We start from the raw sequence: 13,925 nt of genomic DNA on the forward strand, positions 1-13,925 counted from the left end.
TCAAGGGTCTTGCCTTTGGCGATAAGGGCTATATCGGTAAAAAAATATTTGAAGAACTGATTAATGGTGGACTAAAACTAATCACTAGAAAACGTAAAAATATGAAGGATAAACTCGACTTATCCAGTTATGAAAAACAGTTGCTTAACCAGCGTGGTATCATTGAAACCGTGATTGGTCATTTAAAACATTGTTATCAAGTTTGGCATACACGCCATCGCTCCATTATAAATGCAATGACTCATTTAGTGGCTGCTTTAGCTGCTTATGCCATTGAGCCATTAAAGCTGTCTGCAATTAAATTGCTTGCAAATTGCGCATAGAAAAACCCATTACTGGGGTTTTATCCAATAAAGATTCGATATGATTGCGCAAATTTTCATCAGTCAACAGCTCAGCCGGATTCATACTATTTTCATCCGCAATAGTATCCAGCAAAGATTTATTTTCATCATAACCAATTGGTGTATCTACCGAGGCAACTTTGTCATTAAGACCCAGTAATTTCTCAACATCTTCGAGCGGCTTATCCACCATTTCAGCAATTTCTTCGGCGGAGGGTTCATGATCCAGTTTTTGAGTTAATTGCCGTGCAGCACGTAAATAGACATTTAATTCTTTCACGACGTGAATAGGTAAACGGATTGTTCGTGTTTGATTCATAATGGCCCGTTCAATGGTTTGCCTAATCCACCACGTGGCATAGGTTGAAAAACGAAATCCTCTATCAGGATCAAATTTTTCCACAGATTTCATCAGACCAAGATTACCCTCTTCAATAAGATCGAGAAGAGGTAAACCACGATTCAGATAACGACGCGATATTTTAACAACCAGTCGTAAATTGGATTCAATCATTTTTTTGCGCGCCGCTGCATCGCCTTTGAGTGCAAGCCGTGCGTAATGAACTTCTTCCTCTACAGAAAGTAACGGTGAAAAACCTATTTCACTTAAATAGATTTGGGTGGCATCCATAATTTTGGCAGCCTGTCTGCCTTTTTGAAAACTCGGAAAGGCTTCTTCATCACTGAAATCAGGTTCAATATCCTCTTCAAGAATCATATCCTCAGAAAGTAAAGAATCATCAGAAGGTGCTTCCCACTTTTCATCGAGTCCTTCATCTTCTTTTATTGAATCGTTATCTGCCTGCATTATGTCACCTATTGTGTTTATATTTTCCTATTAGAAAAAACACCCACATCATTTTTTAAGGTATCATAGTACAAAAACTATCCATTCATTAGAGCTAGCCTTTCTGTAAATAATTCAAAGGACTTACGGGTTTTCCAGCTTTTCTAATTTCGAAATGCACGCCCCAAAAATGTCTGTCTATAATCCCTATTTCGGCAATAACCTGTCCTGCTTTAACTCGCTGCCCTTCTTTCACCCTATTGCGTGAATTATTTCCGTAAGCAGTTAAAAGTTGATTATCATGTTTAATGATAATCAAATTACCATACCCAGAAAGCCCACTTCCTGCATAGGCAACAATCCCATGGGATGCTGCGCGGATCAAGTCTCCTTTTTTACCAGCAATATCTATGCCTTTTTTTCCCTGTTGTGGAATAAATTGCGTCGCTATACGTCCATGTATAGGCCAAAGCCAATTTTGTTTATGCGTTCTTACAAACTTTGCCGTACTACTGGATTGCTTAGGATAATGAGATCCTTTTATGGGTTTTATACTGGACTTGACTCTAACAGGTTTATAGCCCCCCGAATCTGCTTTCACTTTTAACATCTGACCAACCCGTAAAGTATAAGGACTATACAAATGATTGATGGCGGCAAGTTGTCGAAAATCCTGATCATAACGGAAAGCAACCGCGTAAAGCGTTTCCCCCCGACGCACTGTATGGACTGTTTGATAAGGGTTGCGAGGTTGCCATTTCAGCTCGACTACAGGGGCCAAGCCGGCACTGTTGTCACAGCCAGCTAATAATATAAACAACAACACTATGCACAGTTTGTACCTATTCAATTTCTCAGTCCAAGCGCTTTAGAAAATTAAGATTCATTATTCAATGACCTGTTACTATGTCATGCACTCCAATTAATTTCATCAGCCCAGGCAGAGAGTTGTTCAAATACCCTGTAATGAGTCATATCAAGTTGTAAAGGAGTAATTGACACATAATTTTGACCGATGGCATAAAAATCAGTACCTGGACCAGCATCGGCTTCAGGACCGGGAGGCGAAATCCAATAAATTGCTTTCCCACGGGGATCATATTCTTTAATAATAGGTTCCGCGCTATGACGCGTGCCTAATCGTGTTACCTGAATTCCTTTAATCTGACTTAAAGGCAGATCAGGAATATTTACGTTAAGAATAGTCTGCGAAGGGAGAAAATTAGCACGCATCTTAAGTACCAATTCTTTTGCAACTGTTGCTGCAGTATCATAATGCTGAATATTATCGCCAACCATGGAAAACGCAATGGCAGGCAGGCCCAGATACCTGCCTTCCATCGCCGCAGCTACTGTGCCCGAATAAAGAATGTCATCGCCGAGATTACCTCCTTCGTTAATTCCGGAAACAACAATATCAACTGCAGGATTCAAGAAGCCCGTTAAGGCTAAATGCACACAATCGGTTGGCGTACCCTCTATGCTATAGTAGCCATTATCTAATTGTCTGGCCCGCAACGGTCTGGTTAAAGTCAGTGAATTGCTTGCACCACTGCGATTTCGGTCAGGGGCAACAACTACAACATCAGCAATAGCAGACATCTCGTTAGCAAGAGCACGTATGCCAGGCGAGTGTACCCCATCATCATTACTTACTAAAATTCTCATTATTAACTCTCGGGTGATTCCAGCCATCTTACAACTGCCAAATGCTCAGCTAATTGTTGTTCATTTTTCTCGATAGTTGTTTTAAGCTCAGATTGATTATTATCAGCTTGTAGAGCAATGCGTTGTTTTGCAAGATTTTCCTGTAAAGACAATATCTTTTTGCCGAACCCCTGGGGATTCATCTGCAACTGGAAAGCAAGCTCATTGATTTGCAGAGCAATATCGGCAAGTGTTTCACAACTCACACCAGAGGGTTGCCTTGCAGGACAATCCCCAAGTGCCTTTTGCAAAGCCTGGGGATGCCCGCGGTAATATTGCTCATCGTGAGTCGAACAGGCTGTCACCATTGTCAATATCCCGGCAATAAATAAGTATCTCATCCTCACTCTCTTGATGTTATTACAAAGCCATAAATACTATCATTTGTAAACGACTAATGCCACGCAGGTTTTGCTAACAAATAAAAATTAAACACTTATTTTTATTTGCTGATTTTTTTATTGCCATGTCTTCTTTTTGAAGAATTACTACGATCATTGCCGCGCGTTTGCTTTATTGGTCGACGAGCATCCAGCGATCGGGAAAGTGTCTTTTTAATTGCAGCGGTTGCAGGATTACAACCAGCAGGTACACTATGAACAGGCTCAAAATCATCAACTTCAATTCGCTCAATACGACGTTTAATCAACTTTTCTATGTCCTGTAACTGTCTGAATTCATCAGCACAAACCAGAGAAATAGCATGGCCTGAAGCTCCTGCCCGGCCTGTTCGACCTATGCGATGTACATAATCTTCAGCAACCTGTGGCAGATCAAAATTAATGACCAACGGAAGCTCTTCAATATCTATTCCTCTGGCAGCAATATCTGTTGCCACTAAAATCTGTACCTTGCCTGCTTTAAAGTCATTTAATGCTTTAATACGTTGAGATTGACTTTTATTGCCATGAATTGCTAAAGATGGAATATTATCCTGTGCCAATAGTTTAACAAGCTTGTTTGCACCATGTTTGGTGCGTGAAAAAACCAGGGCTTGATGCCAATTTTTTTCCCGGATTAAATGACTAAGTAAAGCAGTTTTACGTGCTTTATCTACTGGATGAACGGTTTGAACAACCTTCGTAGCGGCAGTATTACGAGGAGCCACATCGATTTCTACCGGATTGGTCAACAAATTTCTGGCAAGGTTGCGAACTTCATCAGAAAAAGTTGCTGAGAACAATAAATTCTGCCGTGCATGCGGTAGTAGTGTAATAATTCGCCTGATGTCATGAATAAATCCCATATCCAGCATGCGATCAGCTTCATCCAGGATGAATATTTCAGTTTGTTCGAAGCGAATTGCATGCTGTCTGTACAAATCAAGAAGTCGTCCCGGCGTAGCTACGAGAATTTCCACGCCCGCGCGTAACTTCATCATTTGGGGGTTAATTTTAACGCCTCCAAAGACCACAGCGGAACGAAGCGTCAGGTACTTGCCATATTGTACTACACTTTCATGGACTTGAGCGGCCAGTTCTCGTGTTGGTGTGATAATCAGCGCCAGAACACAATTTGCTTTTGCGCGGGGTCTTTGTGCCAAACGATGTAACACCGGTAAAGTAAAACCGGCTGTTTTTCCTGTCCCGGTTTGGGCAGAAGCCAATAAATCATCGCCTTTTAATACAACAGGAATGGCCTGTGCCTGAATAGGCGAAGGCGTTTCATACCCTTGCTCCTCAATAGCACGCAATAAAGGCTCTGCCAAATGCAGATCTGTAAAAGTCATCATTTTTTCCTCATTCCTCATTCATTGAGAGTTAAGCTCAATTTGGCTTGTACATCTCACCATGAAGAATGACTCCATTATGACGATGCGCTATATAATAGTGGTCTGTTAAAATTGCCACTCGTCCATTTTAACACAATTCTTGTAACATGATGACTGTTGGACAGTCCTTTATTCTATACGCCTGCATTGAATAAATGCCGCCAATTAGCTATTGTTATGACTACCAAATTTGTCAGAAGTAACATTATGCTGGATTTTAAAGTAATTCGTGATGAGCAGACAGGCGAGCTTTATGTAGAAACATCAATTTGCGGGAAACCCTTATTGACCATCCCTCAGTTGAATAAAAGTACCGCTTTTACTCATGAAGAAAGGCGTTCTTTCGGTTTATTGGGTAAGTTACCTTATCGGGTAGAAACATTGGACGAACAGGTAAAACGCGCCTATTTACAATATTCAAGCTATACTACTCGCTTACAGCAAAATATTTATCTCAATAATCTGCATGATAAAAATCAAATTCTGTTTTATAAATTAGTCAGTCGCCATCTGGGAGAGATGTTACCTACCATTTACACACCGATTGTGGGAACAGCAGTAAAACGCTTTAGTCATGAATATCGTCAACCCCGTGGTCTTTATATTGCCCATTCAGATAAGAATCATCTCGAAGAAATTATTAATAATCGCTCTAACCCGGAAATTGATCTGATAGTCGTTACTGATGGCGAGGGGGTTTTAGGTATTGGGGATCAAGGAATTGGCGGTATGGATATTCCTGTTGCCAAACTCATGGTTTACAGTCTTTGTGGTGGTATAAATCCCATACGTACCTTACCTGTATTCCTTGACGTGGGTACAAACAATCAAGCATTACTTAATGATCCTTTATATTTAGGTTGCGCTCACCCGCGCATTACTACAGAACACTATGATGCGTTCATTCTTGGTTTTGTCAACGCGGTCCATAAGCACTTTCCTAATGCTTTTTTACACTGGGAAGATTTTGGCCGGGGCAATGCCAGAAGAATTCTGGATAAGTTTCAAAACGAATTATGTACCTTTAATGATGATATTCAAGGCACAGGGGCAGTCACACTGGCTGCTTTACTGGCGGCCTGTGAAGTGACAGGGATTAATCTTGAGGATCATCGTATTGTTGTTTTTGGTGCAGGATCTGCGGGTACGGGAATAAGCGATCAAATTGTTGATGCCATGGTGAGGCGTGGATTGGATGTGAAAGAGGCTTACAAACGTTTCTGGTTGATTGATAGACAAGGGCTTCTAACCCATGCCGATTTAGAACTCACAGAGGCTCAAAAACCCTACGCTCGCGACATGGAAGAAATTAAAAACTGGATGACTCATAATCGACAACACCCCACCCTGACTGATACAGTGCGCCATGTGAAACCCACGATTCTCATTGGCTGCTCAGCACAGCCGGGCGCCTTTTCTCAAGACATTATTGAAATTATGAGTTCAACTTGTGAGCGCCCTATTATTTTCCCATTGTCCAATCCCGATGAAAAATGCGAAGCACAGCCCGAAAACATCTTATATTGGAGTCAAGGCAAAGCTCTGATTGCTACGGGGACTGCTTTTCCCGCCGTGGAATATCAAAACCGTTTAGTCCAAATCGCACAATGCAATAATGCGCTTGTCTTTCCTGGTATTGGTCTGGGTGTATTAACTGTACAAGCCTCTCGATTATCAACTCGCATGATTTGGGCAGCAGCACTCGCCTTAAGTGAATACTCACCCAGCAAAAAAGACAGTTTTTTACCGCTCCTTCCTTCGCTGGATGATGCACAAACGGTTGCTAAACACATTGCAATTGCTGTAGCACAAACAGCAATCGAAGAAGGATTAGCTCAAAAAAATAAAGAAGCCGATTTGGAAAAGTTAATTCAGGATAATTTTTGGGAACCTCGCTATTTACCTTTTCGCAAAAAAGATTAATAAAACGCCCGGTCTGTAACGTTTCTTCAGCCTGGGCCAGAATAGATTGATTTTCCAGCAGCGAAAACACAGTAGAAAGGTTAACAGACCCTAAGCAAATACGATTTATTCAGTTATAATATTCTCTTATTTTTCAAAAGGAGCAGAAATGCGTAATTTATTTTTATGTTTATTCATTGGATTCCTGAGCTTCGGTTTGGTAGTTAATGACGCTTCGGCCAAACGTTTTGGTGGAGGTAGAAGTTTTGGTGTGCAGCGCTCAAAAAGTAGTCTTTTCTCATCTCGTCCTTCACCCAATGCAACCCATTGGAAACAACAAGCAAATAATAAACGTAAATGGGGTGGAATTTTAGGCGGTTTATTAGCAGGTAGCTTATTAACGAGTTTGTTTATGGGGCACGGCTTGGGCAGTGGTTTACTATCCTGGTTAATTATAGGCTCGCTGGTCTTCTTTCTGATCAACTTTTTCCGAAAACGAATGCAACCAGGATTTCAGACGGCATCAACCAATCATTTCCGCCAAAACCAGGCTAATTTCTACACATCCCAGACCGTTAGTAGTAATAGCCCATCAGCCTACCCTGCCGGATTTATTCCAGATGCCTTTTTAAGAGAGGCCAAAGTGAAGTTTATTCGCCTGCAAGCCGCTTATGATCAAAAAAACCTGCAGGATTTACAGGATTTCACTGCGCCAGAGGTGTTTGCAGAAATTAAAATGCAAATTGATGAGCGAGGTAATGGATTAAATAAAACAGAAGTAATTAACCTGAATGCCCAACTGCTTGATGTTTCCAAACAGGCTGATTCAATGATTGCAAGTGTGCGTTTTACAGGCTCCATTAAAGAAGACGATCATCCAATCACTTCATTAGATGAAATATGGCATTTTCGTCAATTTTATAATAATGATGACTGGGTTGTCGGTGGTATTCAACAAGAAGTATTTGAACCTTTATAGTTTTGTATGAATCCTGTTGGGCTATCAGTTACAACAGGATTAATCCTTCTTGTCATTCCCTGTCTGCTCCATTCCCCTGTGTGCCGGACAAAAAACTTCCATTGTTTAAATAAAAATCACTGGTAAGTATCCGTATCAGTTACTATAATTGTATAAAAAATAAACATTTATTAGGCTCAATTAAGACGGTTAAACGGGATTGGAATGAAGCGTCTGATCATCTATCTGATAATCGCTTTTATGCCCGCCACCTTATTGGCGGAGAAAAAAACGCTTACTATAAGTCATTATGGCAGCGCTCTTTGCAATTATCCCCAATATCAATGTATTAAAGTATCAAGAGGCCAAAATTGGGAAAAACTGTTTCCCGATCCCTATCAACGTGACCTGGTTCAACGTCTGAATCGCACTTATAACCGTTTGCAATCAGGCAAAATAATTGCTATACCACGTCATATAGAAGCAATAAATTTGCTTGATTTATCCCCCTTTCAACTCAAAATTTCTCCATCAACCGAGAAACAAATCATTGTGGATCAGGATAAATTAGCCTGGGCTGCTTATGATGAGCAGGGACAATTAGTGAAATGGGGACCTATCTCATCAGGACAAGACAAATGCTCCGACAGTAATCGCTCCTGCCTGACTTTAACAGGGATATTTCGTGTATTCAGCAAAGAAAATGAGCATTGTGTATCAAATGCTTTTCCCGAGGGTATAGGAGGAGCCAAAATGCCTTTTTGCATGTTTTTTCATAAAGGATTTGCTTTGCATGGTTCTGACGATATTCCAGGTCATAGAGCAAGCCACGGCTGTGTTCGTTTATTTGTTCAAGATGCAAAATGGTTAAATGAAAACTTCGTTCAAACGTCAAACAAAAAAAATAATTTTTTAGGTACGCTGGTCATCGTAAAACCTTTATTGGCAAAAGGGATCGTATCTATTAATAATTCAGAAGATTCAGAAGAGATAAACTAACCAAAATCATTAAAATATTCTTTATTCAAAGAGTATCACATTGCCGACTTTCATCGGCAACGCGCATCCATGCCTATTTTTTTGTCCGGTACAAAGTAAAATATCAAAAAGAAAAAGTATGTTAATTCACTTGAAGCCTTTATAATTAATCAAATTGATTAAAATTAACTCTTTTAATTCTGTTTTTGTCATTAGTTTTATTAAAATAACGTATTCATTTCTTACTTAGACTAAAAATAGTGTACAATGCAAAAGTCGCTTAGATAGGTTTGTATTATACAAAACGTATCCAGGTTACAATGAAACTCAATTATCAGGAATAGACAACTATGTCAGAGAAAATACGCGGTAAAGTAAAATGGTTTAACGAAACTAAAGGTTTTGGTTTTATTGAAAGCAACAACAAAGATTATTTTGTTCACTTCAGTGCTATTCAAGGCAGTGGTTTTAAAACCCTTCCTGAAGGTGCGGCTGTACTATTTAAGGCGGGTCAAGGCCAGAAAGGTCCTCAGGCGGAAGAAGTAGAAGTCGTTTAATTTTATCGTTATCGTGCTATAACAGCACGATAACTTTGTAAGTGTTCACACAATGGTATCAATTTAAGACCAGTCTTCATTATCTACGTCCCAGCTTGTCCGTGAACGCAGGCGTTTTTCTTAAGTTGACGCCATTGTGTGAGCGCTTAGCGCTTTAATCAGGGCGGTAAATCAGAGGGTCCAAAGGATCTAGTGTTATAGTTTTAGGCTGTTGTCTAAGGATTTTGACTGCTTCTCTGGCGTCAGGCTGACCTGCCGCTGCAGCCCTGTTAATCCAGAACCAGGCTTTCTTGCGATCCTCAATAACCCCCTCTCCATAATAATACATATACCCTATCGCATACTGGGCATCGGGTTGTCCTTTTTCAGCTTCAGGTTTTAAATGAATAAAGGCTTGTCGATAGTTTTGTCCATGAAAACAGGCTATTCCTTCGTTTAAATTAGCTTTGTTGACGCAAGCTACTTCAGTAAATAATAAACTACACAATAACAGCAGTCGAAAAACAAAATGCATAAAGTTAATCCTCTAGTAAAGGCTTTGCCGGAGCATCAAACGTTAATTTATTGTCGGGTAAACTTAAACTCTCAAGAACACCATGATGTAATACGATGATGCTCTTTTTTGTAATGCGCTTGATTATTGCCCCACTGGGTAAAGCATCACCTATAAAATAAGAATGCTCTTCACCCCCATCTAAACGGATAATAACCTGCGAATCCTTCTCGTTATCAGCAAACATAATACCCATCACTTGTGCATTAAGCATTGATTGTTTAATGCCGGTTGTTGACAAATTAGTAGGAATGTAACTGCCAAATAACGGTGTCTTAAAAAGAGCAGATTGAGTATTTATTAAGGCCGCTTGCTCGGTAACAGGCTTGGGTTTCACCGTACTTTTTACTTGCTCACCTGTATGGAAACCATGAATTTCCCATAAAAAAGCAAAAAAAGCGAATATAATAACAAGCACTGCAATTAGTTTTTTAGGATCCGGCATATCCAGTACGAAAAATTTGGTTGATTTCATGCCATATATTTTTCAAGCGTAGAAGACTGACTTAAGGATAATACAAAAAAGAACGAAAAGTCTGCTTTGGATCATATTTTTCTTTCAAATTGCACCAGTTGGCATACAAGGGGCCAAAATGATTTGACCAATAATCGTTCTTTAAGTTGCATCCTAAATAACCGGATAAATAACGTTTACCGCCTTGCTTTAAAAATTTTCTGTCCAGATCATCGATGACTTGCAAACAACCCGGTAAAAAGACAGGATTAACACCCGGATTTAAAATCATTAGCTCAAAAACATCGTCTACCTCAGGCAGCATTAAAAAACCGGTTTGTTGTTTATTTGCCACAGGTACAATTTGAAGCATGGTTGCATAATGAAGTGGCAATTCGGTTAACAATTCATCCAGATTATCCGTAAGCATGTGGGCTGTCATAAAGCATTCATACCACGGATGAAATAATTCCCATTGACCGGTAAGTTTCATTATTTCAAAACGAGAATCATGGCGGTGTAAATAAGAATAAATAGATTCTTCCTGTTCGTGAATCAACTTCCAGGGATGTATATGTTTAATGGTTGAAATTGCAGGGGCTTTATTTTCATACTCTACCGAAGCATGAATGACAAACAACCACTGAGCAAAAGGAATACGCTTGTCTCCTGCTAACTTTGATCCTTGAAAAGAAGGGGTACAGAATGCCTCAATATAATCAACCTGTTCTTTAATTTCTCCAATGTCATGAAACCACTGTTCTCTATCATGATAAACAAGAAAAAAAGTTTTTACCCGTTTAAAACAAGGACGCAATTTAATACGAGCTTTAGTTATAACCGCAAACAGCCCCTGTCCTGACAGACAAGCGGTGAATAAAGGCGAGTCCGCCTCCACAACCTTCAACTCACCATTGGCAAGGACTACTTCTAACGCATCAACATGGGCTGAAACACTCCCTGCCTTGAAAGAAGAAGCACCCATTCCTGCTGCAGAAAGCACACCTCCTATGGATAAATTACAGTTATAAGGTAACACGCAGGGAATTTGGGATGTTTTTAAAGAAATATCCAATAAGGCAGACCAACTTGCATTCGCTTCTACCCAAATGGAGCTGCTTTCTTTATCAAGAACGTTATTTATTTTCTCCAAATGCAATGTCAATCCGCTATTAACAGCCAGGGATTGACCTCCTTGACTTAAACCCTTTCCTCTAATTGTAACAGGAAGATTATTTTGATTAGCGTAGTGAAGAACTGACTGTATTTTCTCTACAGAAGAAGGAACACAAACGCCGCGGGGCGTAGACTGCACTATTTTACCAAAATCCTGCGCATATCCTGCAAGCAAATGCTCATCATAGAGCAATGCTTGCCCTGATTCCTTTTCACATTGCCTCATCCGATTCAAATCCCACTGCATCCGAGGAATTTGCTGCATGGGTTGAACTCCTTTTCATTGCCTGCTCTAATCGGCGATTACATGCAAGAACCAAACCACTAAACATCTTGTCAAATGCCTCGTAACATCGATCTATCATTTTTAATGCATCACGGCGAACATTGACAGGGGCTTCTATTGCTAATAATTTACTTTCCATCTCATCTTCAAACAAGGCATGCGCCATTTCCACATCCAGATGTTTACTGGAAAAATAGCGTAAATTTTTGTCTTCGCCTGTTTTTTTGACCTGTTTTGCTACTTTTTCGAAAAACACATGTCCTGACGACTCCAATGTGAGTAATAAAGCAATGTTGACCAGTTCATTATCAATTTTATAAATTTCAGCCATTATTGCATAGGCTGCATCACGTGTAGTCTGTGATTCTTTACTATAAAGCCATGCTATATCATCCCTGCTGCAAGAAGATTTTGCCCCACATAAACTACCTATGTATTTTTTATCATGAAGAAACCATTTTTCATGGCCTGCATCTTCAAGACGATGATGGCGTGCCACTTTTTTTAAATAAGGATCACTGACCCTTTCTTCATTTAAGCGCAAAATGTCCTGAAAGGTCATTGCCCAGAAAGTTAACTCAGGAATAAAATAACTGATTTCTTCCAGACTGTTTAATCGTGTAAGTAAGTCAAAAAAAGGGTGATTCACGAACTCCTGTTGTTTGGAGTCAATATAAGCTTGAATAGTTTTCATAATCGTCGCCTCCAAGGCATGAAATTGATAGGATATAAGGATATTTATTAACCATATCAGTTAAAATAATAGCTTACTTCCCGTTTTGTAGTACAAAACCTTGCCATTAAAGTCCAATATATTTACAAACAAGCTTAAATCATAAAGAAATACAACCAGTCTACCTCTTTAATGCAGGATACCGAGCCGCTATTTTATTCTCATAGATATCTACTAACCGTGCTACATCGTCCCAATTAACCGCTTCCATGCTCCTTACTTTTGAACAAATCTGATTTAATAATTGGCTTTGCAACAGACCATGTTCTTTTGCAATTACATAGGGTGTATTCGTAAACATCACCAATACATGTTTGGAAATGTAACGCTCTGGATAACGATGCATTAATTCCTGTTCTACCTGCTTTCTCAGATTAAAATCAGAATCCTGAATGTTACTTTGAATTTCATGGTAATTGTCCATAGACATTTCAGCTACTGCGTCTGTATTGATTTTACGAGAAACAGAAAAAGCCGGCATAACTTGCTTCCAGTCATCGTTATATTGATCCAGTAATTCATTAAGAATACGACAATCTTCAAAAGAGCTGTTCATTCCCTGTCCAAAGAAAGGCACGATACCATGCGCTGCATCTCCTATAAGCAAACATCGATCAGCAAAATACCAGGGTGAACACGTCACTGTACTTAAATTACCTCGTGGATGATGCATAAATTCATTAATCAGATCAGGCATCGCTTTATAAGCATCAGGAAAAGCTGCACTAAAAAATGAATGAATAGATGCTTCTTTAGTTAATTCTGCAAAGCTGTTTTTACCTTCATTGGGAAGAAATAAAGTACCTGTAATGGAGTTATCACGATTGGGGTTTCCTAATAACATAAAAGAATCCCTAGGCCACAGATGTAAATGTTCCGGTCTAAATGTCTGGGAATGACTCTTGCTAATCGATAGTTCTTTATAACCGTGGGGAAGAAATTGCCGTGAATAACTGACTATTCTGGCATTAGCAAGCGCCTCACGCACATAAGAATTAGCACCGTCAGCGCCGACTAATAATTGATAGGTTTTAGTTATTAAACTTCCCTTTTCGTGCTCGAACTGCAAGGTTTCCTTATACACATCCAAAGCTACCAATTTCATATTAAAATGTAATTGAATGCGAGGATTTTTCTCTGCTTCGTCAAGTAATAATTTATTTAACTCACTACGCAAAATCGCATTGATATATTCGTCCTTATGACGCCCAAATGCCTGATATTTTATTTCGCCATTGTGTTGATGAATCGCTCGCGCACGCATGGGGACCATAATTTTCTCAACTTTGGACATCAGATTTATCCCGGCCAAAGCGGTAATTCCACGACAGGATAAAGCAAGATTAATGGAACGGCCTTTATCCGATTGCTCCATTCTCTCATCGGGTCTAGCTTCAAATAGCTCTACATTGTAGCCTCGTCTAGCCATGTATAGGGATAGCAAAGTTCCAGCCAATCCAGCGCCGATAATGGTCATGTTTTTCATTATTCTCTCTACTCCTACTCTAGGGGGCTTGCTTGGCTTTCTGGCTTCAAATTGCGCTAGTTTGCTCAAATTTCAGCTGCGAAAAACCAAAGGAGAAACGCCCTGCTACATAGACCAACTATTCAATTACTCCTAACAGGAATGAGAAACATACTGCAAAAAATATACCTGATGCATTAAATTATAAAACTCCAAGACCACCTCAGATAAATCAGGGCAAACACCATCACGAA

14 protein-coding genes and 1 pseudogene are annotated in these 13,925 nt (G+C 39.7%); 5 read left to right on the plus strand and 10 right to left on the minus strand.

What is annotated here, in order from left to right; genetic code table 11:
• On the plus strand, window positions 1–323 hold a 323-nt coding region (locus T345_RS0105360; RefSeq protein WP_028388437.1), incomplete at its 5' end, for a transposase.
• 19 nt (window positions 324–342) lie between these two features.
• On the opposite strand, the pseudogene T345_RS13655 reads toward T345_RS0105360, so the two are convergent.
• From T345_RS13655 to T345_RS0105385, 5 genes and pseudogenes are all read right to left on the minus strand, one after another.
• Window positions 343–1,152: pseudogene (locus T345_RS13655) on the minus strand (sigma-70 family RNA polymerase sigma factor); the annotation flags it as partial.
• Between the two features lie 94 nt (window positions 1,153–1,246).
• Window positions 1,247–1,957 carry a peptidoglycan DD-metalloendopeptidase family protein gene (locus T345_RS0105370; protein ID WP_242604542.1) on the minus strand — a complete coding sequence of 237 codons (711 nt, stop codon included), beginning with the start codon at window positions 1,955–1,957 and terminating at the stop codon, window positions 1,247–1,249.
• A gap of 83 nt (window positions 1,958–2,040) precedes the next feature.
• The gene (gene surE, locus T345_RS0105375) at window positions 2,041–2,799 is read right to left on the minus strand and encodes a 5'/3'-nucleotidase SurE (RefSeq protein WP_028388439.1); all 759 of its coding nucleotides are present in this window, start codon (window positions 2,797–2,799) and stop codon (window positions 2,041–2,043) included.
• A gap of 2 nt (window positions 2,800–2,801) precedes the next feature.
• Window positions 2,802–3,179 (minus strand): hypothetical protein, encoded by a 378-nt coding sequence (locus T345_RS0105380; protein WP_028388440.1) that lies wholly within the window; start codon window positions 3,177–3,179, stop codon window positions 2,802–2,804.
• A gap of 101 nt (window positions 3,180–3,280) precedes the next feature.
• Complete coding sequence (locus T345_RS0105385) at window positions 3,281–4,567, minus strand: DEAD/DEAH box helicase (RefSeq protein WP_028388441.1); 1,287 nt, start codon at window positions 4,565–4,567, stop codon at window positions 3,281–3,283.
• A 249-nt stretch (window positions 4,568–4,816) separates the two neighbouring features.
• Between T345_RS0105385 and T345_RS0105390 the strand changes: the two genes are divergently transcribed.
• The 4 genes from T345_RS0105390 (at window position 4,817) to T345_RS0105405 (ending at window position 9,004) form a co-directional block, all read left to right on the plus strand.
• A complete protein-coding gene (locus T345_RS0105390; RefSeq protein ID WP_028388442.1) occupies window positions 4,817–6,532 on the plus strand; it encodes an NAD-dependent malic enzyme in 1,716 nt (571 codons plus the stop codon).
• A gap of 148 nt (window positions 6,533–6,680) precedes the next feature.
• Window positions 6,681–7,490: a Tim44 domain-containing protein gene (locus T345_RS0105395; RefSeq protein WP_028388443.1), complete on the plus strand. Its 810-nt coding sequence runs from the start codon at window positions 6,681–6,683 to the stop codon at window positions 7,488–7,490.
• Window positions 7,491–7,730: 240 nt separating this feature from the next.
• Complete coding sequence (locus tag T345_RS0105400; RefSeq protein WP_242604546.1) at window positions 7,731–8,468, plus strand: L,D-transpeptidase; 738 nt, start codon at window positions 7,731–7,733, stop codon at window positions 8,466–8,468.
• A gap of 329 nt (window positions 8,469–8,797) precedes the next feature.
• Window positions 8,798–9,004 carry a cold-shock protein gene (locus T345_RS0105405; RefSeq protein WP_028388445.1) on the plus strand — a complete coding sequence of 69 codons (207 nt, stop codon included), beginning with the start codon at window positions 8,798–8,800 and terminating at the stop codon, window positions 9,002–9,004.
• Window positions 9,005–9,158: 154 nt separating this feature from the next.
• On the opposite strand, the gene T345_RS13660 is transcribed toward T345_RS0105405, so the two are convergent.
• From T345_RS13660 to T345_RS0105430, 5 genes are all read right to left on the minus strand, one after another.
• A complete protein-coding gene (locus T345_RS13660; protein ID WP_051555149.1) occupies window positions 9,159–9,518 on the minus strand; it encodes a tetratricopeptide repeat protein in 360 nt (119 codons plus the stop codon).
• A gap of 4 nt (window positions 9,519–9,522) precedes the next feature.
• Window positions 9,523–10,032 carry a type II secretion system protein N gene (locus T345_RS13665; RefSeq protein ID WP_035918238.1) on the minus strand — a complete coding sequence of 170 codons (510 nt, stop codon included), beginning with the start codon at window positions 10,030–10,032 and terminating at the stop codon, window positions 9,523–9,525.
• Between the two features lie 31 nt (window positions 10,033–10,063).
• Window positions 10,064–11,452, minus strand: a complete 1,389-nt coding sequence (locus T345_RS0105420) for an FAD-binding oxidoreductase (protein WP_035918241.1) — start codon at window positions 11,450–11,452, stop codon at window positions 10,064–10,066.
• Window positions 11,400–12,167: a hypothetical protein gene (locus T345_RS0105425; RefSeq protein WP_028388447.1), complete on the minus strand. Its 768-nt coding sequence runs from the start codon at window positions 12,165–12,167 to the stop codon at window positions 11,400–11,402. Before T345_RS0105425 ends, T345_RS0105420 begins: the two co-directional genes overlap by 53 nt.
• Before the next feature lie 160 nt (window positions 12,168–12,327).
• Window positions 12,328–13,692, minus strand: a complete 1,365-nt coding sequence (locus tag T345_RS0105430) for an FAD-dependent oxidoreductase (protein WP_028388448.1) — start codon at window positions 13,690–13,692, stop codon at window positions 12,328–12,330.
• Window positions 13,693–13,925 lie beyond the last annotated feature (233 nt).

Source organism: Legionella fairfieldensis ATCC 49588 (assembly GCF_000621525.1).
Classification (GTDB): Bacteria; Pseudomonadota; Gammaproteobacteria; order Legionellales; family Legionellaceae; genus Tatlockia; species Tatlockia fairfieldensis.

Excerpts from the sequence above, each read along its gene's own strand:
- surE (WP_028388439.1), bottom strand. The coding sequence starts at position 2,799 with ATGAGAATTTTAGTAAGTAATGATGATGGGGTACACTCGCCTGGCATA.
- T345_RS0105380 (WP_028388440.1), bottom strand. The coding sequence starts at position 3,179 with ATGAGATACTTATTTATTGCCGGGATATTGACAATGGTGACAGCCTGT.
- T345_RS0105385 (WP_028388441.1), bottom strand. The coding sequence starts at position 4,567 with ATGACTTTTACAGATCTGCATTTGGCAGAGCCTTTATTGCGTGCTATT.
- T345_RS0105390 (WP_028388442.1), top strand. The coding sequence starts at position 4,817 with ATGCTGGATTTTAAAGTAATTCGTGATGAGCAGACAGGCGAGCTTTAT.
- T345_RS0105395 (WP_028388443.1), top strand. The coding sequence starts at position 6,681 with ATGCGTAATTTATTTTTATGTTTATTCATTGGATTCCTGAGCTTCGGT.
- T345_RS0105400 (WP_242604546.1), top strand. The coding sequence starts at position 7,731 with ATGCCCGCCACCTTATTGGCGGAGAAAAAAACGCTTACTATAAGTCAT.
- T345_RS0105405 (WP_028388445.1), top strand. The coding sequence starts at position 8,798 with ATGTCAGAGAAAATACGCGGTAAAGTAAAATGGTTTAACGAAACTAAA.
- T345_RS13660 (WP_051555149.1), bottom strand. The coding sequence starts at position 9,518 with ATGCATTTTGTTTTTCGACTGCTGTTATTGTGTAGTTTATTATTTACT.
- T345_RS13665 (WP_035918238.1), bottom strand. The coding sequence starts at position 10,032 with ATGAAATCAACCAAATTTTTCGTACTGGATATGCCGGATCCTAAAAAA.
- T345_RS0105420 (WP_035918241.1), bottom strand. The coding sequence starts at position 11,452 with ATGCAGCAAATTCCTCGGATGCAGTGGGATTTGAATCGGATGAGGCAA.
- T345_RS0105425 (WP_028388447.1), bottom strand. The coding sequence starts at position 12,167 with ATGAAAACTATTCAAGCTTATATTGACTCCAAACAACAGGAGTTCGTG.
- T345_RS0105430 (WP_028388448.1), bottom strand. The coding sequence starts at position 13,692 with ATGAAAAACATGACCATTATCGGCGCTGGATTGGCTGGAACTTTGCTA.